Source organism: Klebsiella sp. WP4-W18-ESBL-05 (assembly GCF_014169075.1).
GTDB lineage: Bacteria > Pseudomonadota > Gammaproteobacteria > Enterobacterales > Enterobacteriaceae > Kluyvera > Kluyvera ascorbata_B.
In genome coordinates this window covers 1,959,378-1,978,914 of sequence record NZ_AP022057.1, presented here as the reverse complement: position 1 = coordinate 1,978,914, position 19,537 = coordinate 1,959,378, and the positions used below count along the sequence as shown (strand labels likewise).

General features: G+C 51.5%; 25 protein-coding genes. 8 read left to right on the top strand and 17 right to left on the bottom strand.

All coding sequences use genetic code 11. The features are described from left to right. Positions 1 to 29 precede the first annotated feature (29 nt). Together H7R58_RS09485 and H7R58_RS09480 are read right to left on the bottom strand one after the other, a co-directional pair. Entirely contained in the window at positions 30 to 335 is a 306-nt protein-coding gene (locus H7R58_RS09485; protein ID WP_182929075.1) for a hypothetical protein, read from the bottom strand. A gap of 60 nt (positions 336 to 395) precedes the next feature. After that, a complete protein-coding gene (locus tag H7R58_RS09480; protein ID WP_182929076.1) occupies positions 396 to 644 on the bottom strand; it encodes a putative hemolysin in 249 nt (82 codons plus the stop codon). Between the two features lie 324 nt (positions 645 to 968). On the opposite strand from H7R58_RS09480, the gene H7R58_RS09475 reads away from it, so the two are divergent. Both H7R58_RS09475 and H7R58_RS09470 read left to right on the top strand, forming a co-directional pair. Further along, positions 969 to 1,988 (top strand): sensor domain-containing diguanylate cyclase, encoded by a 1,020-nt coding sequence (locus tag H7R58_RS09475; RefSeq protein WP_106926449.1) that lies wholly within the window; start codon positions 969 to 971, stop codon positions 1,986 to 1,988. Positions 1,989 to 2,034: 46 nt separating this feature from the next. Then, entirely contained in the window at positions 2,035 to 2,139 is a 105-nt protein-coding gene (locus H7R58_RS09470; protein WP_106926447.1) for a YoaK family small membrane protein, read from the top strand. Between the two features lie 102 nt (positions 2,140 to 2,241). Here H7R58_RS09470 and H7R58_RS09465 read toward each other — a convergent pair whose 3' ends face one another. Further along, complete coding sequence (locus H7R58_RS09465; protein ID WP_182929077.1) at positions 2,242 to 3,717, bottom strand: GGDEF domain-containing protein; 1,476 nt, start codon at positions 3,715 to 3,717, stop codon at positions 2,242 to 2,244. Between the two features lie 195 nt (positions 3,718 to 3,912). Beyond that, positions 3,913 to 4,173: a DUF2534 family protein gene (locus H7R58_RS09460; protein WP_106926443.1), complete on the bottom strand. Its 261-nt coding sequence runs from the start codon at positions 4,171 to 4,173 to the stop codon at positions 3,913 to 3,915. A gap of 212 nt (positions 4,174 to 4,385) precedes the next feature. On the opposite strand from H7R58_RS09460, the gene H7R58_RS09455 reads away from it, so the two are divergent. The 3 genes from H7R58_RS09455 to H7R58_RS09445 are packed head-to-tail and all read left to right on the top strand — an operon-like array spanning position 4,386 to position 5,285. Next, the gene (locus H7R58_RS09455; RefSeq protein ID WP_106926441.1) at positions 4,386 to 4,712 is read left to right on the top strand and encodes a TehB family protein; all 327 of its coding nucleotides are present in this window, start codon (positions 4,386 to 4,388) and stop codon (positions 4,710 to 4,712) included. A 31-nt stretch (positions 4,713 to 4,743) separates the two neighbouring features. Next, the gene (locus H7R58_RS09450; protein WP_106926439.1) at positions 4,744 to 5,097 is read left to right on the top strand and encodes a TehB family protein; all 354 of its coding nucleotides are present in this window, start codon (positions 4,744 to 4,746) and stop codon (positions 5,095 to 5,097) included. A gap of 5 nt (positions 5,098 to 5,102) precedes the next feature. After that, on the top strand, positions 5,103 to 5,285 hold the full coding sequence (locus tag H7R58_RS09445) for a DUF1869 domain-containing protein (protein ID WP_106926437.1): 183 nt from the start codon (positions 5,103 to 5,105) through the stop codon (positions 5,283 to 5,285). 268 nt (positions 5,286 to 5,553) lie between these two features. Here the strand turns inward: H7R58_RS09445 and H7R58_RS09440 are convergent, their stop codons facing one another. The 5 genes from H7R58_RS09440 to H7R58_RS09420 form a co-directional block, all read right to left on the bottom strand. Beyond that, positions 5,554 to 6,189, bottom strand: a complete 636-nt coding sequence (locus H7R58_RS09440; RefSeq protein WP_182929078.1) for a carbonic anhydrase — start codon at positions 6,187 to 6,189, stop codon at positions 5,554 to 5,556. Between the two features lie 105 nt (positions 6,190 to 6,294). Next, positions 6,295 to 7,494 (bottom strand): GGDEF domain-containing protein, encoded by a 1,200-nt coding sequence (locus tag H7R58_RS09435; RefSeq protein WP_227674978.1) that lies wholly within the window; start codon positions 7,492 to 7,494, stop codon positions 6,295 to 6,297. 65 nt (positions 7,495 to 7,559) lie between these two features. Next, positions 7,560 to 8,257, bottom strand: a protein-coding gene (locus tag H7R58_RS09430) for an IS1 family transposase (protein ID WP_182929052.1) whose coding sequence is annotated in 2 segments (ribosomal slippage) — positions 7,560 to 8,008 and positions 8,008 to 8,257 — 699 coding nt in all. Because the reading frame shifts where the segments join, the coding sequence is not laid out codon by codon here. A 26-nt stretch (positions 8,258 to 8,283) separates the two neighbouring features. Continuing rightward, the gene (locus tag H7R58_RS09425) at positions 8,284 to 8,436 is read right to left on the bottom strand and encodes a hypothetical protein (protein ID WP_182934703.1); all 153 of its coding nucleotides are present in this window, start codon (positions 8,434 to 8,436) and stop codon (positions 8,284 to 8,286) included. A gap of 286 nt (positions 8,437 to 8,722) precedes the next feature. Then, complete coding sequence (locus tag H7R58_RS09420; protein WP_106926431.1) at positions 8,723 to 8,947, bottom strand: hypothetical protein; 225 nt, start codon at positions 8,945 to 8,947, stop codon at positions 8,723 to 8,725. 228 nt (positions 8,948 to 9,175) lie between these two features. On the opposite strand from H7R58_RS09420, the gene H7R58_RS09415 reads away from it, so the two are divergent. Then, positions 9,176 to 9,571 (top strand): DUF1398 family protein, encoded by a 396-nt coding sequence (locus H7R58_RS09415; protein ID WP_106926429.1) that lies wholly within the window; start codon positions 9,176 to 9,178, stop codon positions 9,569 to 9,571. A 68-nt stretch (positions 9,572 to 9,639) separates the two neighbouring features. Here the strand turns inward: H7R58_RS09415 and H7R58_RS09410 are convergent, their stop codons facing one another. Continuing rightward, positions 9,640 to 10,116, bottom strand: coding sequence for a cold-shock protein (locus H7R58_RS09410; RefSeq protein ID WP_106926427.1), 477 nt, complete (start codon positions 10,114 to 10,116; stop codon positions 9,640 to 9,642). Between the two features lie 189 nt (positions 10,117 to 10,305). Between H7R58_RS09410 and H7R58_RS09405 the strand changes: the two genes are divergently transcribed. Further along, positions 10,306 to 11,004: an RluA family pseudouridine synthase gene (locus H7R58_RS09405; protein WP_182930649.1), complete on the top strand. Its 699-nt coding sequence runs from the start codon at positions 10,306 to 10,308 to the stop codon at positions 11,002 to 11,004. A gap of 11 nt (positions 11,005 to 11,015) precedes the next feature. Here the strand turns inward: H7R58_RS09405 and H7R58_RS09400 are convergent, their stop codons facing one another. Then, positions 11,016 to 11,555, bottom strand: a complete 540-nt coding sequence (locus H7R58_RS09400; protein WP_182929080.1) for a DUF2058 domain-containing protein — start codon at positions 11,553 to 11,555, stop codon at positions 11,016 to 11,018. Between the two features lie 199 nt (positions 11,556 to 11,754). Between H7R58_RS09400 and H7R58_RS09395 the strand changes: the two genes are divergently transcribed. Further along, the gene (locus H7R58_RS09395) at positions 11,755 to 12,306 is read left to right on the top strand and encodes a thioredoxin fold domain-containing protein (protein WP_413774308.1); all 552 of its coding nucleotides are present in this window, start codon (positions 11,755 to 11,757) and stop codon (positions 12,304 to 12,306) included. A 25-nt stretch (positions 12,307 to 12,331) separates the two neighbouring features. Here the strand turns inward: H7R58_RS09395 and H7R58_RS09390 are convergent, their stop codons facing one another. From H7R58_RS09390 to H7R58_RS09365, 6 genes are all read right to left on the bottom strand, one after another. Then, a complete protein-coding gene (locus tag H7R58_RS09390; protein WP_077255787.1) occupies positions 12,332 to 13,300 on the bottom strand; it encodes an IS5-like element IS903B family transposase in 969 nt (322 codons plus the stop codon). Positions 13,301 to 13,408: 108 nt separating this feature from the next. After that, positions 13,409 to 14,440: an IS630-like element ISEc33 family transposase gene (locus tag H7R58_RS09385; RefSeq protein ID WP_001395480.1), complete on the bottom strand. Its 1,032-nt coding sequence runs from the start codon at positions 14,438 to 14,440 to the stop codon at positions 13,409 to 13,411. A 1,357-nt stretch (positions 14,441 to 15,797) separates the two neighbouring features. Then, on the bottom strand, positions 15,798 to 17,168 hold the full coding sequence (gene purB / locus H7R58_RS09380) for an adenylosuccinate lyase (protein ID WP_182929083.1): 1,371 nt from the start codon (positions 17,166 to 17,168) through the stop codon (positions 15,798 to 15,800). 3 nt (positions 17,169 to 17,171) lie between these two features. After that, on the bottom strand, positions 17,172 to 17,813 hold the full coding sequence (gene hflD, locus H7R58_RS09375; RefSeq protein WP_106926398.1) for a high frequency lysogenization protein HflD: 642 nt from the start codon (positions 17,811 to 17,813) through the stop codon (positions 17,172 to 17,174). Between the two features lie 72 nt (positions 17,814 to 17,885). Next, positions 17,886 to 18,995: a tRNA 2-thiouridine(34) synthase MnmA gene (gene mnmA / locus H7R58_RS09370; protein ID WP_146145712.1), complete on the bottom strand. Its 1,110-nt coding sequence runs from the start codon at positions 18,993 to 18,995 to the stop codon at positions 17,886 to 17,888. A 53-nt stretch (positions 18,996 to 19,048) separates the two neighbouring features. Continuing rightward, positions 19,049 to 19,510 (bottom strand): NUDIX hydrolase, encoded by a 462-nt coding sequence (locus H7R58_RS09365; protein ID WP_182929082.1) that lies wholly within the window; start codon positions 19,508 to 19,510, stop codon positions 19,049 to 19,051. Positions 19,511 to 19,537 lie beyond the last annotated feature (27 nt).

The following is a 19,537-nucleotide window of genomic DNA, read 5'->3' as shown; positions in this document are numbered from 1 at the left end:
CTACCGCGCGACGTCAGCCGACGTCGCGTTTACGCTACCCGCACCTCACGCTCACGCGCCGGCAGCATATCGGGCGTCAGCGGCATTAAATATTCCGATCGCACAAAGGCAAAACCGTGCAGACCGTCGCCGGCGCTGACGTCACCGGTCACCAGCCACAGCGCGCGCGGCGCGTCGGCAGCCAGTTCAGTCATCACGCCGTTGACAGGATTCAGGCAGCGTTCACCGGGTTGGATGAGAGCGAAAAGCTCAACGCTCTTGCCTATATTGGCACGGCCAGCAACCGTACGGGCACCGATGATCATGGCGGTAGTGCCCGGTTTTAGCGAAAACATACATCACTCGTTAGTCAGAATAATCCTGGTTACGAAGTGTACTGGATGTCACCTTCGCTGTCATTTTTTCTGCGGATGATCGCGACGCCACAGCGCCCATTCTTCGATCGTTTCCCCATCTGGCAGTTTACACAGGCTGAATTGTCCCTTCTCATTAATCTGCGGAATGCTTTCTCCGCCCTTCTGCTGGCAGTAGACGGCAGCAGGATTTGCCATACCGATCTGCGGCGGTAATGGCGCCTCCGGTTGAGCCTGTTTTGCGCAGCCAGCAAGGAACAGCGGCAGCAGTAAAAGATAGCGGGATGCCATAATTTTTCCTTATTTTTACGCCGGAGTTTAGCTTTAAACTCCATAATTTCTTCATTTTAACTACACTTTTGATAGGTAAAGTCATTCTCGTTCTCAACTGACCAGAGAACAGAACATTCCATAATCAATGAGTTACTTTGCCCCATCTCCCCCGATGGGGCTTTTTTTTACCCGTCATTCACGGTGCTTCTCGGTAAACCCCCCCGTTTTGCCAGCACTATGCTTACCTTTCTGATACAGAATGTATAAAATTCAGGAGATACGATTTCGTTTGAGGATCATACACTATGATCGCTCATACCATTCCAGGGGACCGTTGTTTTCATGTCAGATATTATTCTCGCCAGAGTGTCACAAACGCTTGCTACGGAACAGTCGCTGGAAAGCCTTGTCCGGCAACTGCTTGAAATGCTTGAGTTAGTTACTAATATGGAATCGACCTATCTGACAAAAATTGATACGCAGGCCGACCTGCAGCACATTGTTTATTCGCGCAACAGCGGCGATATGACCATCCCCGAAAACCTGACGGTGCCGTGGGGCGATACGCTATGTAAGCGCGCAATGGACGATCGCTGTTTCTATAGCGACAACGTGCCAGAACGCTGGGCCGACTGCGAAGCGGCAAAAGCGCTGGGTATCACCACCTTCCTCAGTACACCGATTCACCTTACCGATGGTTCGCTCTATGGCACGCTGTGCGCCACCAGCACGCAGCAAAAGCCGCTCAGCTTTAACAGCGAACAGGTGCTGCAGCTGTTTGCCAGCATTATCGCGCGCTATATCGAAAAGGAGTCGCTGGTCACCCAGCTGCAGGAGGCCAACGCGGCGCTGGTCTATCACTCCTATACCGATGCGCTGACCGGCCTGCCTAACCGCCGGGCGGTTTTTGAAAACCTGGAGACGCTGTTTTCACTGGCGCGTCATCTGAACCACGCGGTCATTCTCGCGTTTATCGACCTCGATCGCTTCAAGGAAATTAACGATGTCTACGGTCACCAGGCGGGCGATGAATTTTTACAGCTGGTGGGGCAACGTCTTAGGCACGGCATTTCTGTCGACGATCAGCTCGGCAGACTAGGCGGCGACGAATTTATGGTCGCCACGCTTGAGCGTTCGACCACTCAGCTTGCGCAGTTTACCGAAACGCTGCGCCAGTTGCTGATCGGCGATTATCTGCTGGGTGAGGTGTTGATCCACTATCCTGGCGCCAGCATCGGCGCAGTGCGCGTCGACCCATCGCACATGGACCCGGACAGCGCCCTTCGCGCCGCCGATAGCGCAATGTACGAGGACAAAAAATTTCGCCATCGGCCGCAAATTAGCGCCCAGCGGGTAGGCTAATTACAGTATCATACGCGCTGTTTATAACAGGAATCAGGATGTCACCATGAGATTGGGTATCGCTTTCCCTATCGTTATCTTTGTTATTGCCGTGATCTTTCTGGGCTGGTTTTTTATTGGCGGCTACGCGCTGCCGGGAGGAGCACAATGAGAAAGACCACGATTATCATGCTGATCGTCGCCATCGTCACCGTCGTTGGCGTCCAGCTCGGCTGGTGGTAGCTCGCCAAAGATAAGCCGCGCCCCCGCCGGCTTATCCCCTTTCCCCGCGCCGCTTTTTCATCTGATACATTTCCGCATCCGCCTGCTGAATCGCCTCGTCCAGGCTATCCCGGCACGATGCCACGCCCCATGATACCGACAGCGGCACCGGCGTCCCCTGGACGCTAAATGGCAGCATGGCAATACCGGAAGCTATCCGTTCAGCCACCATATGCGCGTGGGCAACATCCGTACGGCTGAGCAGCACAATAAACTCATCGCCGCCGCTGCGAATGACCCAGTCACCGTTAGCGCGCACTGAATCCAGCATGCGGCCAGCAATCGCCTGTAGCGCAAGGTCGCCCACCTGGTGCCCGTAGCTATCGTTAATTGACTTAAATTTATTACAGTCGAAGAGGATCACCGTCATATACGGCAGCGAGCGTTGCTGAATCACAGAGAAAATATTGCGCGTAAAGCAACCGGTCAACGCGTCGCGATAAAAGCGCAAATCGGCGCGATTAAGGTGGAAGCGAATCAGTATAAACAGCAGTATGAGCAGCACAGGCGCAAGTGCCAGGGTGGTCATCGCCGCAGGATCTTCGCCCAGGAAGGACCAGAAAGGCAGCGCATATTTGATCTCATAACGCGACGACACCGTATGGGTATGATAGTTATCCAGCCAGCTACAGTCATTAACGATACACAGCAATTCGCCCGTACGACGATTCTGAAAACCCAGTATTAATCCGTCCTGCACCCGATTATTGAATGCCTCCTTCAGGGCAGACATCAGCTGGGGTGAAGATAAATCATAAACCAGGTAAGCAACAATATGATTGCTGGCCTCCCCCTCGGAAAGATCGTAAATATAGCTCACCACGCTATAGGCTTTACTGCCCGTAATTTTATCATCATAAAAATCCGTCGAACTGCGCGATTTTTTCAGGACACTGGTCTGTAATACGCGATCGTAAAACGGTTCTGGCTCGGAGAAGAACTTTCGCAGGTTATTAGCCATTTGTGATGTGTCAAAATTAAACGGCACGGAGTCAGAGGCGTTAAACCAGTAAAACCAACTCGCGTCGCTGGCAATAACATAGCGGTGAATGTCTTTGAGGGCTGGATTCAGCGCGTGGCTTTTCTGACGCACGAATTCGGCGGCCAGGTACATGCAGCGGCCACGACGCTCCTGGGTGCGGGCAACCATCGCGCCGCGCTGAAGGTCAAGCGCCTGCGGGTTAGCGTTAATCCCCCATGCGCTACCTCGCGCCTCGAAAATATCGGCCTCGCCACACATCGCATGAGAGCTTATCTGCTGAAAGCGCACGCCCGTCGCATCGGCAATCAGCTCATTATCATTAAACATCTCCGTCATCTGATTTTGCAGAGCGTTAATGCCTTCGTTAACCTGCGACATGGCGCGGGAATAAAGAATGAAAAGCGTTACGCAGATCAAACCCAAGGTCATCAATGCCGATGCCAGCAGCGCCTGTTTCTTACGTAAACTGTCCTGGATAATTCTCACTGGCACCCCGAATGAATGGGCTTTCTTCCTGAAACACGCTCTACGTTAGCATTTTTCGTATTGCGATAAATTTGCATTACGAAGCAGGATCATTCTGGATAACGAAGTGCGCACGCGTGAATTTGATCGTGTCAGGTCTTTATCAAAATGGCAATCAGAATACGGTAAGGCGAGCAGAACGCTCGCCGGAAAGAATTAACGCTGGTTATCAGAGCCTAAAAAGAAAAAACCCAATGGAATTGAAAACAGTAAGGTAAAAATAGAGCTGTAAACCAGCACCATTGCCCCCTGCAGCACAAACATGCTTGTGGTCCATTCGGAATACGGCAGGTTGTATTCACTCACCACCCCACCGAAGGTCGCTCGTCCCACCACCACAACGGCAATCGCAAACACCACAAAAGCGGACAACAGGAATTTTTTGCCGTTTGACGTCCGCAGTTTCTCCAGAATCATTGCATCCTCCCGACGCTGACTTCACGATATTTCACCGTATTTGTAACACTAATGAAGCATAAATTGAATATTTATCATTGCAACAAGTGAACAATTAACGGCAAAAAAGAACAAGAATTTAACACCACACGAAAGATGCATTTAAAATACATTTTATTGTGAACAGGCTGGAAAAAATGTGCTTTAATACATTCAACGTATAGGGGGAAAACATGCTACGCATTCCGCAAACTTGTATTCATACCCGTTCCACCCCGTTCTGGAACAAAGACACCGCGCCGGCCGGTATTTTTCAACGTCACCTGGATAAAGGTACGCGACCGGGCGTTTATCCGCGACTGTCGGTCCATCAGGGGGCCGTTCGTTATCTGGGTTTTGCCAGCGAAACCTCACCGGAGCCGGAGAGCGAACTGGTTATCAACGCCGGCCATTTTGGCGTGTTCCCGCCGGAGAAGTGGCATTACATCGAAACGATGACCGACGATACCGTCTTTAACATCGACTTCTTTGTCGAAGCTGATGTGCTGAAATCCCTATAGAACACTATGGTGATGTAGTAAGGAGCCATCCATGTTACGTATTCCCGAAAACTTTGTTCATTCGCGTTCGACCCCGTTCTGGAATAAAGACACCGCGCCGAAAGCCCTGTTCACCCATCACAACACTAAAGCCCACGTTTACGGACGGTTATCCGTGATGCAAGGGGCAGTGCGCTACTTTGGCTTCCCCGACGGCGACGCAACCGAACCAGACGTTGAGGTGGTGATAGAAGCGGGCTCCTTTGGCATTTCACCGCCGCAGAAGTGGCATCGCATTGAGCTGCTCACTGACGACACCTATTTTAATATCGACTTCTTTGCCGATCCTGATGCTACGCTTGAGGGTATTGGCCTGGGCAAAGTGGTTAATTCACATAAGGGGTAACAGCAATGGGTAAGGCAACCTATACGGTGACCGTCACCAACAATAGCAACGGCGTTTCCGTCGATTATGAAACAGAGACGCCGATGGAGCTGTTGGTCCCAGATGTTGCCGCTGACGTGGTTAAAGAGCTGGTCAATACCGTGCGCGCTTATGATACCGAAAACGAGCATGATGTTTGCGGCTGGTAGCGTTCGCATGAAATGAAAAAAGGAGCCTGAAACGGCTCCTTTTTTTTTGCTCTCGCCCGGATGGCGTAGGCCATCAATGCAGATTCATACTTTGGTTGCAGCGCCCTAGCGCCCGCGTTTTGCCAGGTTTAAAACAATCACTGGCGGAGGAAAACGCAATGGCCTGGCGACCTTTTCTTTATTTGATCATCAACAAAACACCACACCTTACGCCAGGACGCGGCAAGCTCAGGCTGGTCAGCAGCGTATAGCGGCGCAGGTTTGTCGATTACTCGAAGAAAACGTCTGGGTTATCGGCCAACGACACGAAGCGCTTGCTGTTTTTTTCCAGCGCACGAATTTCACCGCTCTCAATGTCGTATACCCAGCCATGCAAACGCAGCGCGTTATCGCGCAGGCCTACCGCCACCGACGGATGGGTTTTAATATTATTCAGCTGAGCAATCACGTTCTCTTCAACCATGGCGTTCACTTTATCGGTTTCGTTGTCGAAGGTTTTCTTCTCAACGACCGCTTTCGCCGCATCGGAGTAACGCAGCCAATGGGATACCGCGGGCATAGGCTCCAGGCACTGGCAGGTCGCAATGGCTTTCATGGCACCGCAGTTAGAGTGACCGCAGATAACGATATCCGTGACGCCTAACGCGACAACAGCATATTCGATCGTCGCTGATACGCCGCCCGGCTCCGGGCCAAATGACGGCACGATGTTCCCGGCGTTGCGGATAACAAACAGCTGCCCCGGCTCTTGCTGTGTCACCAGTTCAGGCACCAGACGGCTGTCTGAGCAGGAGATGAACAGTGCTTTTGGATTCTGGCTAGACGCCAGGCTGCGGAAGAGTTCCTTACGCTGAGGGAAAACTTCTTTCTGAAAGTTGAGGAACCCTTCAATGATATGTTGCATAGCAGTATCTCTTTTTCGTTTTTACGCAGGTCATGATTAACATCACATTTTCAGTGTACCACCTGCGCGCAGAAGGAAAAGACCCTTCTGGCATTAACATGCAAGTTACGTACTCGTCATAACCCGGTTACGCCCGGCGCGCTTGGCGGCGTACAGCGCGCTGTCGGCGAAAGAAATACATTCATCGGCGGAGAACACTTTGTCCGACGAACAAAACAAACCTATGCTAATCGTCATTGGCTCCGGAGTCCGATACGCCAAGCCCTGCGCCGTTTCCCGCTCTATTTCAACGCGTATTCTTTCGGCAATCCGCGCCGCCACCGTCGGGGGCGTGTCGTGCAGTAGCACCGCGAACTCTTCCCCGCCGATGCGTGCCAGAATATCCTCCTCGCGCACCGCGTTTTTCGCCAGCGCAACCACCGTCTTAATCACCGCATCGCCCGCCGGGTGCCCATAGCGGTCGTTGATACGTTTAAAATGATCAATGTCCATAATCATCAGGCTGATTGGCCTCCTGGAAACCATCAACTGCTGCAGCTCCTGGTAGAAATAGGCGCGGTTATAGATCCCGGTAAGCGGATCGTGAATCGACAACATCGTCGATTTTTTATGCATTTTGAAAATATCGTACAGCAGCACGACAATCACAAAGAAGGTACAAACGACCTCCACGCCGCGGCTAAGGTACCAGACGGGGAAATTGTACTCGTTCAGGTTAAGCAAAATAATATTGCTGAACAGGCTGGAAACACAGAACGCGGCGATGCTGCACCACAGCAAGCTGCGCAGTTGGGTAATCACAATAGTCAGCACCAGGGTCATAAGCCAGGCGGCCACAACGGCAACGCCGTAGTAGGAATTCCAGGCATTGCGGCCATTCGCAAAGCGCGTCCCCATAAGATTAAGTGAAATCTGCGGATTATAGCTGGACAAATTATGCGCAGAGATCGCCATCACCAGGAATATGCAGGCAAGGAGCAGCACCAGCGCTTCATCTTTACCCACAGGCGCAATATTCTGGTTCATTCGACGGGCATAAAACAGCGCAATCAGAAATGACGACATCAGCGTTAGCTGGCGAAACAGATAAAAAATCGCTAAATCATTGGTGATAGCTTTCAATGGAATACACAGCGCAATCATTTCCTGGATAAGAACCAGAACCTCGACCCAATAAATATCCGCACCGAGAAATCCCAGCCCAAGGATGGCGACAAAAAGCAGTTTTCTATTACAGATAAACTGGAAAAACATAAAGAAAAAGATAATTGCATCAAGCAACAGCAGTAGCCCGGAAAAAACCAGGTAATAAATATCGGCAATAAAAATGGTATAGGTAGCCAGGTCACGTATTCAATGTGTAGATCGGCTCATTGCAAGTAGTGCTCACGCTCAATGAATGTACCGATAATTTTGTCATGCATTTCTACTGATTTCGAGTATCCGAGGGTCTTACGATTAAGCCGCTTTAGCCGGTTGCGAAGGTTCAGGTTTTCACGCTCTATCCGTTGTGTATAAAGCTTGCCTGTGATGTGCTTTTCATTCGGTAACATGTCGTAAACGCTGAAGTTATCTGTGCACCAGAAGACAACATTAAAGCCCACTAACAGCTTCAATAACTTACGCAAAGTCTTTTTGCTTCGACGGCCAAAAGCATGGGCAATAATACGTTTGAGGCGAGGCTCCCATGCATACCACAACCAACGCTGCTGCTTCTTGTTGCCCACAAATGACCACATTTCATCAATTTCACAAATCAGCTGGATTTGCAGGTTGTCCAGTGGAAGCGTAGTTACCCGTCGCGGCGAGAGTTTTTTAAGGTGCGCACAACAGCATTAATGCTGATATGTAGCGCTCTTGCAGTATCGCGGATCCCCGAGTTGTTCATCGCAAGGTCAACAATTTGCTCTTTCATGCCGTGCTGGCAGGCACGATAAGCGTAATCAAGCTGGAAAGTTCGGCTACATGACTGACAACGATAGCGCTGGTGCCCGGCAGTGCCCAGACCATGCTTTTTAACCGCATCAATGCGTCCACAGAAGGGACATTTCACGTCAACCTGAGCCATAAATTCTCACCCGTAAATCAGTCATTCTACAGGGTGATCAACGGATTGAATACATGACCGGTAGCCAGATGGCCCGCCAGCATAAACATCGCCACGATAAGCAGGCTGACGGCGGTGAGGCTAAAAATAATTCGTTTACTGACGCAGGAACAGCACAGGCTCATCAATGAGTCCTCCATGACAACTTCTCATGTTATAGTCTGTCGTCACGCCAATGCATATTGCGCTTAATCAATATTTAACTTTATAAATAACAGGACATCCACTTGCTATTTCTTTGCTAATGTTTTATCAGCCATTTATATGAAGAGAAAAATCATTCACGCGATGAATACTTTAATCACCATCATTAATAAAATGTATTTATATTGGCAAAAAGCGTTCCAAATAAATACCCGCATTAATAGATAAACCGCCTGATACGCTTCACGTCGGAAATAACCGCCCGAAGGCGGTATTGCGATACTACACGTCTGACTCCAGCGCATCCTGGATTGCATCAGCCAGGGTAGCAACCTCTTGTGAGACGTTACGCAGGTCCATCTGCGAACGAATCCCGGCATTCGCAGTGGTGGCAGACACGGCCGCTTTAGCTATCTCTAGCGCAGCCTGAACGGCCAGCAGACGCTTGCGGTTCTCAGCGGCATCAACGCCGGTTGCATCATCAAGATCAAAGTACCCTTCTAACATGGTTATCTCCTTTATAAGTGCTTGCCTAGTGTAGGGGGATAGCCGCGCGCAGGCCACCAAAATCGCCCACCGTCAGCCACATAAGCGCGGCGTAACCTGCGCAAACAGACAAAATAACCATTACAAACTATTAGTTTTGCAATTAATCGTCTACACTCATTTCAGGGAATACAGGGATGGTGAATCAATAAAATTAATATAAGAAACAGGGATACAGGGGAGATAAAAATGGAATTGAGCGACACGCTGTGCGAACTTTTTGAGCAAGTCAGGTATAAATCAGATTTCCCGCAGTTCTTAACACAGTTAAAACAAAATGATATTTCGTATTACATTTATTTTGTCGCCACGGGCAATGTCAAAATTGTCACGACCTCTGACTCTTACGTATCCATGAAGAGTGACCGTAGCTTAATTAAAGTCAGCGCGGGCGGCAGCAGCCATTTGGCCAGAATGGCCGCAAAGCGACATTTTACCGGCATCACCCCGTTTGAACAATATTGCCGCGAATTAGCCAGAGCAGGCGTCTTTAAGTGGGTAGTGGATGTGAATGAAGTCAACCGCTCTTACTGGTCGAAAGACAATCAGCTATTACATACCGAGAATATTATTAGTCCCACCTGATAATGACCCATAAAAAACGGGAGAACGCCGGTTACGATCGTCTCCCGTTTCCGCCATCGCAGCAATGGTTAGATTTTAAGCAGCTTTATCGTGGCGTCAATATCGATCTCATCTTCCGAGAAAATCAGCGTCGTCCCCTGGAAGGTCGTGATCGCCAGCTTTTTCAGAGAGCGCATTTCGCCGGGCTTCGCTTCTGATTTCGGGCGGATACTGTTCATCAGCAGGCCAACCGACAGCACCGCATTCTCTTTATCGACACGCGTCTCAGCGGGCACCTCTTCGCTGTAGACCACGAAAGATTTGATTGACGTCAGCTTCAGCTTTTCGCCTGCAATGTAGATGTACTTACTATCCGGTATCACCTTCACCGCATAGGCCGACAGACCTTTATTATTGGTGGTCGGTTCAAAAGTGACGGCTGCATCTTTTTTTATCAGCTCAGGGTTGGCAACCTTAATCACGTGAAAATAGCGGTTGTCGCCATTTTCATCTTTGATAAATCCAAAACCTTTATCTTTAAACCACGTTGTGATTGTTCCGTTCATCGCCGTTACCGCCTGGTTAATCGTTAATCAACTCAATTTTTTGCAGCGCGCAGTGTAATGCACAATGCGCGCGCAGACTATGTCTTTGGGTTAAGTGTGGATGATAATTTTCTGACGGGCGAGCGTGTAATTCGCCAGCCGAGGGAAAATTGGGTATCATCCGCTTCCACTCTCCAGCCGTGCAGCCTGATGTCTACCATTCTCGATACCTTTATTGCGCCACCCTGCGATAAGCAGATTGAAATACGCTATCAGGACGAATACCTGGTGATTATCAATAAACCCAGCGGGCTGCTCAGCCTGTCGGGGAAGAATCCGTTAAATTTTGATTCCGTGCACTACCGTCTGACGCAGCGCTTTCCGGGCTGTACCCTGGTGCATCGCCTGGATTTCGGGACCTCCGGGCTGATGGTGGTGGCGCGAAATAAGGCCATCAACGCGGCGCTCAGCCAGCAGTTCAGCCAGCGGACGGTCAGCAAGGCCTACAGCGCTCTGCTCTGCGGGCACCTGAGCCATGACGAGGGGCTGATTGACGCGCCCATCGCCAAAGACCCGGCACGTTTTCCCCTGATGTCGATTTCCACCGCCAACGGTAAGCCCGCGCGCTCGCGCTATCGCGTGCTGTCGCGTTTCTGCCAGGAGCAGGAAAACGGCAGCGCGCTGCCGCTCACCCGGGTACATCTGCTGCCGGAAACCGGGCGTACCCATCAGCTCCGTATCCACTGCCAGCTGCTGGGCCACCCGATACTAGGCTGCGATCTGTATGGCGGCCTTCTGCTACCGGGCACCGAACGGACGCCGCGGCTGATGCTACACGCCAGCGAGCTGCGTTTTGTCCATCCCATCACTTTGGAACATATCAACGCCCACTGCGCGAGCCCGTTTTGATGGGCAATGTGTTACCACATCAGATCGTCAGGGATTTTAAAATCTGCGTACGGATCGTCTTCATCCTGTACATCCTGACTTAGCGCACTGTGCAGTACGATGCTGCTGGTATCACGCTGGGCAATTTTATCCGCGACAATCGCCGGAATGATCGCGTACTCACTTTCCCCAGCCGCATTCGTCGCCAGGCGTGCAATCGCCAGACGCCCGTTAATCAGCTGGGTCTGCGTCGGTTTATCCACTACCAGCTTTTTGATCACGTTATTATCGGTGAAGTTAAAGTTGATATCCCCCCTGGCAATAGTGATGCGGTTCATCTCAATCAGCTGCTTCACCTGCGCTTTATACTCTTTAGACAGCGTCGCCTGCTTTTGCTGTTCGCTCAGCAGCTTATCGCGCTCCAGTTGGGCCTTTTTATTCTCTTCCACCGCTTCTCTGGCCTCACGAGCCTGAACGCGCGACTTTTTAGCCGTTCTTTGTACTTTGGCCATTTTCTTGCTGGTGACGAGCCCGGCTTTTAGCATCTGCTCTTGTAAGGTCAGTTTGGTCATCGTTGTTTTAAACTCATTGAAAAATTTAGTCCGATTATAGCCGCAATGACCACCGCGAAGCCAGTTGGCGGAGCCGCTAAGCGCGTATCGCGAGATGTATAAAAAATAATCATTGCTCAAATATGCTTCGATCCGCTAAAGTCACTGCGTTTTACGGTTGATGCCCATAACATCATCCGAAGACGCCGTTGACGATCCGATGTTTGTTGAAATGAGGTATACCGTGAAAGTATTTCCGCTGATTGCCCTGCCAGTTGTCTGGGCAATGAGTTTTAGCGTTTTTTCCGCTGATGCCCCGGCCAGCGCCGATGAGAGCACCGCAGAAGCATTAAAGGATCTCGACCGCACTCTGCCTAAGTTAGCCCCCGTGACCTTCACCGCCGCTGATGAAAAACACAAGGTTCTGGTGTTCATCGATAATCAGTGTTCTTTCTGCTCGCAGGTTGTAAAAAACATCAAGAGCTACAACGACGCCGGGCTGACAATGTCATTCCTGACCGTCGCACCGCCTTCCATCCGTGATTCCGTGATTGAAGATATGGGACGAGTGTGGTGTGCCGATGACCGTAAAAAAAGCCTGCAAGGCGCAATGGCGGGCTTTTTGCCCAATAATGGCACCAGTACCTCCTGCTCGGACGAAGTGGCGCAACAGTCGGCCTTAGCCGAACGCCTGGGGATTCAGTTGACCCCAACGATGATCGTGCTGGATAACCCGCCAAAGGCTTTGTTGAATAAATCAGATTTCGGGTAAGTCTCCCCCGTAGCGGGTTGTGTTTTCAGGCAATACGCACGCTTTCAGGCATACCTGCTTTCGTCATTTTGTTCAGCGCTCGTACCAGGGCCATAGCCTCCGCAACCTGACCATCGTAGTCACGCAGCGTCAGTGAACCCCCGAACAGCTGTTTTACCCGGTACATCGCCGTTTCCGCTATCGAGCGACGGTTGTAGTCTGTTGTCCATTTCCACCGCGCATTACTCCCGGTCAGCCGCTGATTCGCAACAGCACGGTTACGGTCTGCATATTCACCGGGCCAGTAACCCGCGCCTTTTCGGGGCGGGATAAGCGCGCTGATTTTTTTGCGGCGCAGTTCATCGTGACAGAGCCGGGTGTCGTAAGCGCCGTCTGCCGATGCTGCCCTGATTTTTCTGTGAGTCTGCCGGATAAGACCCGGGAAGGCCTCTGAGTCCGTCACATTGTTCAGCGACAGGTCAGCGCAGATGATTTCATGTGTTTTACTGTCAACGGCGAGATGCAGCTTACGCCAGATACGGCGGCGTTCCTGGCCATGCTTTTTGACTTTCCACTCGCCTTCACCGAAGACCTTCAGCCCGGTGGAATCAATTACCAGGTGTGCGATTTCACCCCGGGTGGGCGTTTTGAAACTGACATTAACCGACTTTGCCCGCCTGCTGACACAGCTGTAATCCGGGCAGCGTAGCGGAACGTTCATCAGAGAAAAAATGGAATCAATAAAGCCCTGCGCAGCGCGCAGGGTCAGCCTGAATACGCGTTTAATGACCAGCACAGTCGTGATGGCAAGGTCAGAATAGCGCTGAGGTCTGCCTCGTGAAGAAGGTGTTGCTGACTCATACCAGGCCTGAATAGCTTCATCATCCAGCCAGAAAGTTATGGAGCCACGGTTGATGAGGGCTTTATTGTAGGTGGGCCAGTTGGTGATTTTGAACTTTTGCTTTGCCACGGAACGGTCTGCGTTGTCGGGAAGATGCGTGATCTGATCCTTCAACTCAGCAAAAGTTCGATTTATTCAACAAAGCCACCAATATTCATCTTGCTGCGACCATAGTCGCCGTAGCGTTCATGCTACGTAGCTAAATAGCTGCGCCTAATACCGCTACACTTTTGCCTGACCATGTTTTCCTCCGGGGAATGGGCTGGCGGTTTCCATAAAATGGCGGACCTTTTTCAGTAACTGCCACATTGAGCGGCACTGATGATTACGGGTTATCGTGTCATGAAGTGCCTGCCATAGCCGTTCCACATGATTCACCCACGGCGAGTAAACCGGCTGGTAAATTACCCTGAACTTGGGATTTGCTTTCAACCAGCGCTGTGTTTCGCGGCTTTTATGGATAATGTAGTTATCAACGATCAGCGTGATTGTTTTCGCCCGCCGGTAAGTGGCTTTCAGGTGCTTCAGCAGAGCGATAAACAGCGCTGAACTTTTGCTGTTGCCGCCCACGTAGCTGACTTTACCCGTGCCACTGTGCAGTGCGCCGGCCAGATAGTATTTTTCGTTCTGCCCCGGCGTCACTACCCGTTTCTGCTGTCCGCGCAACTGCCAGTCCGCACCGATTTTAGGATTAAGGTGGATATCCACTTCATCTTCATAAAATACCGGATGCTCTGCGCTGCATTCATCCAGCGCTTTGTGGATTACCGCCATCTTTTCATCTTTATGTGGGTCACGGATACGCAGAGTTGGCGCGGCCCTGCGCCATACAAGCCCCGCAGATGGCAACCAGCGGCGAACGGTTCCTGCATGTAACTGGCAACCGGTTATCTCATTGATTTTTATTGCCAGTAATTCGGTGCTCCAGCGTGAACGTTGATAACCAAAATCGCCGGGAGAATGCTTTATCAGCTCACGTAACAGGGTGCAGATATGTTCAAAAGGCCAGCGTCGGGAGCGCCCTGCGGGTAAGGATTTCAGGCCTTCAATACCTGAGTGCGTAAACCAGTTAATCCAGCGACCAACGGATGAACGGGCACAACAGAGAGTTCTGGCAACATCGCTGACCCGTTCACCCCGATGAAGCATCAGCATGGCCGTGAGTCTGCGGGCATGATTTTTATCACGCGTTTTATGAATAGCTTTCTGCATCAGGCGTCGTTCGCCACGGGGTATTGGTACTATGATCGGCATCGCTCAGTCCGGTTGGTGATTTTGGTTGGTTTGGCGATTGATCAGATCGCACAATCCGGGCTGAGTTCCCTTTCAGTGATCTACTATTCCGCGCAGCTATTTAGCGCGACTGCGCTTGCCTGACAAGTGGGGATAGATTCCAGCTTCCTGAATAACGACGCTGACATATTTATCTTTTTCTAGAATTGTCTCAAAATGGAAAAATATGAGTGGCTATGCAGCATTATATGCAATGGCGACAGTCGATGGTTTAATTATTGATGCAGGAACTGGCACAAGTCGTACGAGATTGCTTATGTTGGCGGATACATTAGCAATACTGTTCTGGGAGCGGTAAATCTGAGGTGCTGACGATAGTCCCTCTCACACTATTTATTACGGCATAAATCCTAACGACTCTGTTGTCAAAACATAGCCAGCATCATTATGATTTACGCTACATTAACAAATGATAGGGAATGCATTTTAGTCGTATTTTCATGTCCGCAATAACTGTCCGTAGCTATTGATGAAAGCAATACACTTTACATTTATTTCTATAACGTGAAGTCTAATGGGGTGCAACAAAGTGCATTGTAATCAGATGGTTGAATAAATATTTTGATGGGTGACGGTACTGCTAGCTAATAGCGCCGCCACCCTGCGTTATTCAGGGAAACAGTCGTGTTCTAATGGTATTGTCGGGTAGTTCGGCGCGCATGCCTGAATAGGTAAATGAGCGGGCCAAGTAACAAAAAAGCAATAAAAATGATAACAGACTCTATTGGCCAGAGTAAGGCAATCAATACATAACATGCCATTTCAAGATTAGTCGTTCGCTCCTCCAATATAGTTGCTTTTGATAAGGTCAATTGGAGTGTGAAAAAAAAGCAAATGGCACAAATTAAATATATTGTAGCTAGTGTAGTAAGGTTCATTCAGATAAGTCCTCTGAGTTTGTTCGGTACAACACCATGGGCACCGTAAAAATAAGATTGTATTGTGATATCCTTATTATTTATAGGTTTATTGGCTATTTTCATGCGGAAACTATCGATGCTTCTGTTACAGGATATTAATGGGCCAGATCCTTTGGTATCAGCGTATCTCTCCTTCCCAGAAAACATCTGCGATGTAAACATATATTTGAACATTACGAGGACAAAAGGCCATTCAGGGGGAGGGTAAAGGGTAATAAATATCCGGCCTTATTCTGCCCGCTGTAATAGGCATATAGTTTATTTATATCTATTTGATTTTAAACGATTTTTTTGGTATTGACTTTGCTTCGCGCTGATTATGTCGAGATGGAAATGGATATTTCTGAAATGGCAGTAGATGTCCTCTCCTTCGGAAAGAAGGAGAGGAGGAGACGGGATTATTTCAGCTCGTCGACCATGGTGATGGCGCGGCCGATATAGTTAGCCGGTGTCATCGCCTTGAGGCGGGTTTTCTCTTCTTCCGGCAGCGCAAGGCCGTCGATGAACTGTTTCATGCCTTCAGCGTCAACGCGTTTGCCGCGGGTCAGTTCTTTCAGCTTCTCGTACGGCTTCTCGATGCCGTAGCGACGCATAACGGTCTGGATAGGCTCGGCCAGTACTTCCCAGTTGTGATCCAGCTCGTCGAGCAGACGGTCGCGGTTCACTTCCAGCTTGCTCACGCCCTTCAGCGTAGACTGGTAGGCGATCAGCGCGTAGCCGATACCCACGCCCAGGTTACGCAGCACGGTGGAGTCGGTCAGATCGCGCTGCCAGCGAGATACCGGCAGTTTGCTCGCCAGATGCTGCAGCACCGCGTTCGACAGGCCCAGGTTGCCTTCGGAGTTTTCGAAGTCGATTGGGTTGACCTTATGCGGCATGGTGGAAGAACCAATCTCGCCAGCGATGGTTTTCTGCTTGAAGTGGTTCAGCGCAATGTAGCCCCACACGTCGCGATCGAAGTCGATCAGGATGGTGTTGAAGCGCGCGATGCAGTCAAACAGCTCGGCAATATAGTCGTGTGGCTCAATCTGGGTGGTGTACGGGTTCCACTGAATGCCCAGCGAGGTCACGAACTCTTCGCTGAACTGGTGCCAGTCAACGTCCGGGTATGCGGCGATGTGGGCATTGTAGTTACCTACCGCCCCGTTGATTTTGCCCAGAATTTCTACCTGGCCCAGCTGACGGAACTGACGCTCCATACGGTACGCGACGTTGGCCATTTCTTTGCCGATGGTGGACGGCGTAGCGGGCTGACCGTGGGTACGGGAGAGAAGCGGGATATCACGATACTGCACCGCCAGGTCTTTAATGGCATCAATAATTTTACGCCAGTACGGCAGCACCACTTCTTCGCGCGCGGTTTTCAGCATCAGCGCGTGGGACAGGTTGTTGATGTCTTCGGAGGTGCAGGCAAAGTGAATAAACTCAGACACGGCGTGCAGCTCAGGCACCGACGCGACTTTCTCTTTCAGGAAATACTCAACCGCCTTGACGTCGTGGTTGGTGGTGCGCTCGATAGTTTTAATGCGCGCGGCGTCTTCTTCAGAGAAGTTAGCCACGATGCTATCAAGGTAACCGTTTGCGTCGGCAGCAAAAGCAGGAACTTCCTTGACGGCTGCGTGTGCGGCCAGCTTCTGCAGCCAGCGTACTTCGACTTGTACACGGAATTTCAGCAAACCATATTCGCTGAAAATCCCGCGCAGCGCGCTGACTTTATCGCCGTAGCGTCCATCGACAGGGGAAACGGCGGTCAGTGAGGATAATTCCATAGATCACAACTCCGGGGTTAAATGAGCGAGAATTTGTTTTGCCTGAGTGGTCAGGCGATTACGAGAAAACATGAGCTGCAGACGTCCGCCGCCGACCTGGTGCCACAGCACCGCCGAGCGGATCCCCGCCAGCAGCGAAGCACGGACTTTGGCCTGCACCTGCGGGCTTTGCAGCACTGCAGGGGAGCCAGTCACCTGAATACGCGGGCCGAGTGGGCTGATGACGTCCACATAGATACCTGCCATGGCGCTGAGCAGCGTATCGGACTGCAAATCAAAATGGTCGAGCTGACGCTGCAGGCCGCTGATGCGGTTGCCCAGCGTGTCCATTGCGCCTTTGGCGGCGGCAAGCTTGCGCTCGAGCACCATCAGGCTGAGCGTATAGCGAGTCAGCTCGGCGTTCAGCCCCTGGCGGCTGCTGGCGTTCAGCACGCCGAGTAAGGTTTCAAGGCCGAGACGAAGATTGGCTTCGCTGCCACCAAACACACCCAGCGCGGAGTCTGGGTTAAGGTCGATGACGCTGTTGAGCGAAACGTGTAACGCGTCGCCTTCGCAGTGCCCCTGATGGGCCAACTGCTGCACCAGACGGGCGGACTGGCAAATTCCCGCCAGCGCCAGGGTGATGTCATAGTAATTCTTCGCCACGCTAACTCCTTGTTGCGCTGCCCGACGGCGCGACGCCAGGCAGACTACGTTATGCCCTGCTCGGGGAGGGCTTTATTCCACAGGCAGCGGCAGGCGCTGCTCAATCACGCCGCCGCCGAGGCAGACTTCACCGCGATAGAACACGGCGGACTGGCCAGGGGTAACAGCGGCAACAGGTTCATCAAAGCGAACCTCAATACGTTCTGCATCCAGAGCGGTGACGGTGCACGGGATATCCGTCTGGCGGTAGCGGGTCTTCACGGTGCAGCGGAAGGTGCCGGTGACCGGTTCGCGATCCACCCAATGCAGCTGCTGGGCAATCAGCCCCACGGACATCAGGCGCGGATGATCGTGACCCTGAGCGACAACCAGAATGTTGTTCTCAACGTCTTTATCCACCACGTACCACGGATCTTCGCTGCCTTCTTTGGTGCCTCCGATGCCCAAACCTTTGCGCTGGCCCAGCGTGTGATACATCAGCCCCTGATGAGTACCGATCTCTTCGCCATCGACGGTGATAATTTTACCCGGCTGTGCGGGCAGGTAGCGGCCGAGGAACTCGCGGAATTTACGCTCGCCGATAAAGCAGATACCGGTGGAGTCTTTTTTCTTCGCGGTGATGAGATCCAGCTCTTCGGCGATTTTACGCACCTGCGGCTTTTCCAGTTCGCCGACCGGGAACAGGCTTTGCGCGATCTGTTCGTGGCTCAGCGTATAAAGGAAGTAGCTCTGGTCTTTGTTGCCATCGAGGCCGCGCAGCAGCTGGCTCTTGCCGTTAACATCGGCGCGGCGCACGTAGTGGCCGGTGGCAATGTAGTCGGCGCCGAGATCTTCTGCGGCAAACTCGAGGAAGGCTTTGAATTTGATCTCTTTGTTGCACAGGATATCCGGGTTGGGCGTGCGGCCCGCTTTGTACTCTTCCAGGAAGAGCTCAAATACGTTGTCCCAGTATTCGGCGGCAAAGTTAACGGTGTGCAGCTCAATGCCGAGCTTATCGCATACCGCTTGCGCATCGGCAAGGTCGGCGGCGGCAGTGCAGTATTCCTCGCCGTCGTCTTCCTCCCAGTTCTTCATGAACAGGCCCTCCACCTTATAGCCCTGTTGTTGCAACAGGTAGGCGGAAACGGAGGAATCAACACCGCCGGACATGCCGACGATCACTTTTTTCTGGCTTTCTGACATTGGAATACTCACGACATTGGACTTCAAGGCGGCATATTCTAGCACGCAGCCTGTTACTTGGCACCCTCGGTAAACGGCCAGTTAAATGCACCGATCAACGACAGCGGATAGCGCTCGCCCTGCTGATAGCAGCGGATGCTTTCGGCAACCAGCGCAGACCGGAGGTTTTTGGCATTGAGGATCTCTTCGGCGCTGAGCCACAGGCAGCAATCGATATCGCTATCGTGCGGTTCAGTGGCGCACATTTCGGCAAGTTCAATGACGAAAAGAAAGCGCAGAAACGGCGTGTGGTCGGGTGCCAGCCACTGATGCAGACGCACAAAATGCTGCGGCGTTGCGCGAATGCCGGTCTCTTCCCACAGCTCGCGCTCGGCGGCCTGTATCAGGGTTTCGTCGGCTTCCAGATGGCCGGCAGGCTGATTCCACAGCACTTTGCCATTGATGGTTTCTTCTACCAGCAAAAATTTGCCTTCGGCGTGAACCACGCAGGCGACGGTAACGTGAGGTTTAAACATGCGGCATCCTTATCGGGCAAGAAAGAG

Coding starts and splice junctions, on each gene's coding strand:
- H7R58_RS09485 (WP_182929075.1), bottom strand. CDS start 335: ATGTTTTCGCTAAAACCGGGCACTACCGCCATGATCATCGGTGCCCGT.
- H7R58_RS09480 (WP_182929076.1), bottom strand. CDS start 644: ATGGCATCCCGCTATCTTTTACTGCTGCCGCTGTTCCTTGCTGGCTGC.
- H7R58_RS09475 (WP_106926449.1), top strand. CDS start 969: ATGTCAGATATTATTCTCGCCAGAGTGTCACAAACGCTTGCTACGGAA.
- H7R58_RS09470 (WP_106926447.1), top strand. CDS start 2,035: ATGAGATTGGGTATCGCTTTCCCTATCGTTATCTTTGTTATTGCCGTG.
- H7R58_RS09460 (WP_106926443.1), bottom strand. CDS start 4,173: ATGATTCTGGAGAAACTGCGGACGTCAAACGGCAAAAAATTCCTGTTG.
- H7R58_RS09455 (WP_106926441.1), top strand. CDS start 4,386: ATGCTACGCATTCCGCAAACTTGTATTCATACCCGTTCCACCCCGTTC.
- H7R58_RS09450 (WP_106926439.1), top strand. CDS start 4,744: ATGTTACGTATTCCCGAAAACTTTGTTCATTCGCGTTCGACCCCGTTC.
- H7R58_RS09445 (WP_106926437.1), top strand. CDS start 5,103: ATGGGTAAGGCAACCTATACGGTGACCGTCACCAACAATAGCAACGGC.
- H7R58_RS09440 (WP_182929078.1), bottom strand. CDS start 6,189: ATGCAACATATCATTGAAGGGTTCCTCAACTTTCAGAAAGAAGTTTTC.
- H7R58_RS09425 (WP_182934703.1), bottom strand. CDS start 8,436: ATGGAGGACTCATTGATGAGCCTGTGCTGTTCCTGCGTCAGTAAACGA.
- H7R58_RS09420 (WP_106926431.1), bottom strand. CDS start 8,947: ATGTTAGAAGGGTACTTTGATCTTGATGATGCAACCGGCGTTGATGCC.
- H7R58_RS09415 (WP_106926429.1), top strand. CDS start 9,176: ATGGAATTGAGCGACACGCTGTGCGAACTTTTTGAGCAAGTCAGGTAT.
- H7R58_RS09410 (WP_106926427.1), bottom strand. CDS start 10,116: ATGAACGGAACAATCACAACGTGGTTTAAAGATAAAGGTTTTGGATTT.
- H7R58_RS09405 (WP_182930649.1), top strand. CDS start 10,306: ATGTCTACCATTCTCGATACCTTTATTGCGCCACCCTGCGATAAGCAG.
- H7R58_RS09400 (WP_182929080.1), bottom strand. CDS start 11,555: ATGACCAAACTGACCTTACAAGAGCAGATGCTAAAAGCCGGGCTCGTC.
- H7R58_RS09395 (WP_413774308.1), top strand. CDS start 11,755: ATGTTTGTTGAAATGAGGTATACCGTGAAAGTATTTCCGCTGATTGCC.
- H7R58_RS09385 (WP_001395480.1), bottom strand. CDS start 14,440: ATGCCGATCATAGTACCAATACCCCGTGGCGAACGACGCCTGATGCAG.
- purB (WP_182929083.1), bottom strand. CDS start 17,168: ATGGAATTATCCTCACTGACCGCCGTTTCCCCTGTCGATGGACGCTAC.
- mnmA (WP_146145712.1), bottom strand. CDS start 18,995: ATGTCAGAAAGCCAGAAAAAAGTGATCGTCGGCATGTCCGGCGGTGTT.
- H7R58_RS09365 (WP_182929082.1), bottom strand. CDS start 19,510: ATGTTTAAACCTCACGTTACCGTCGCCTGCGTGGTTCACGCCGAAGGC.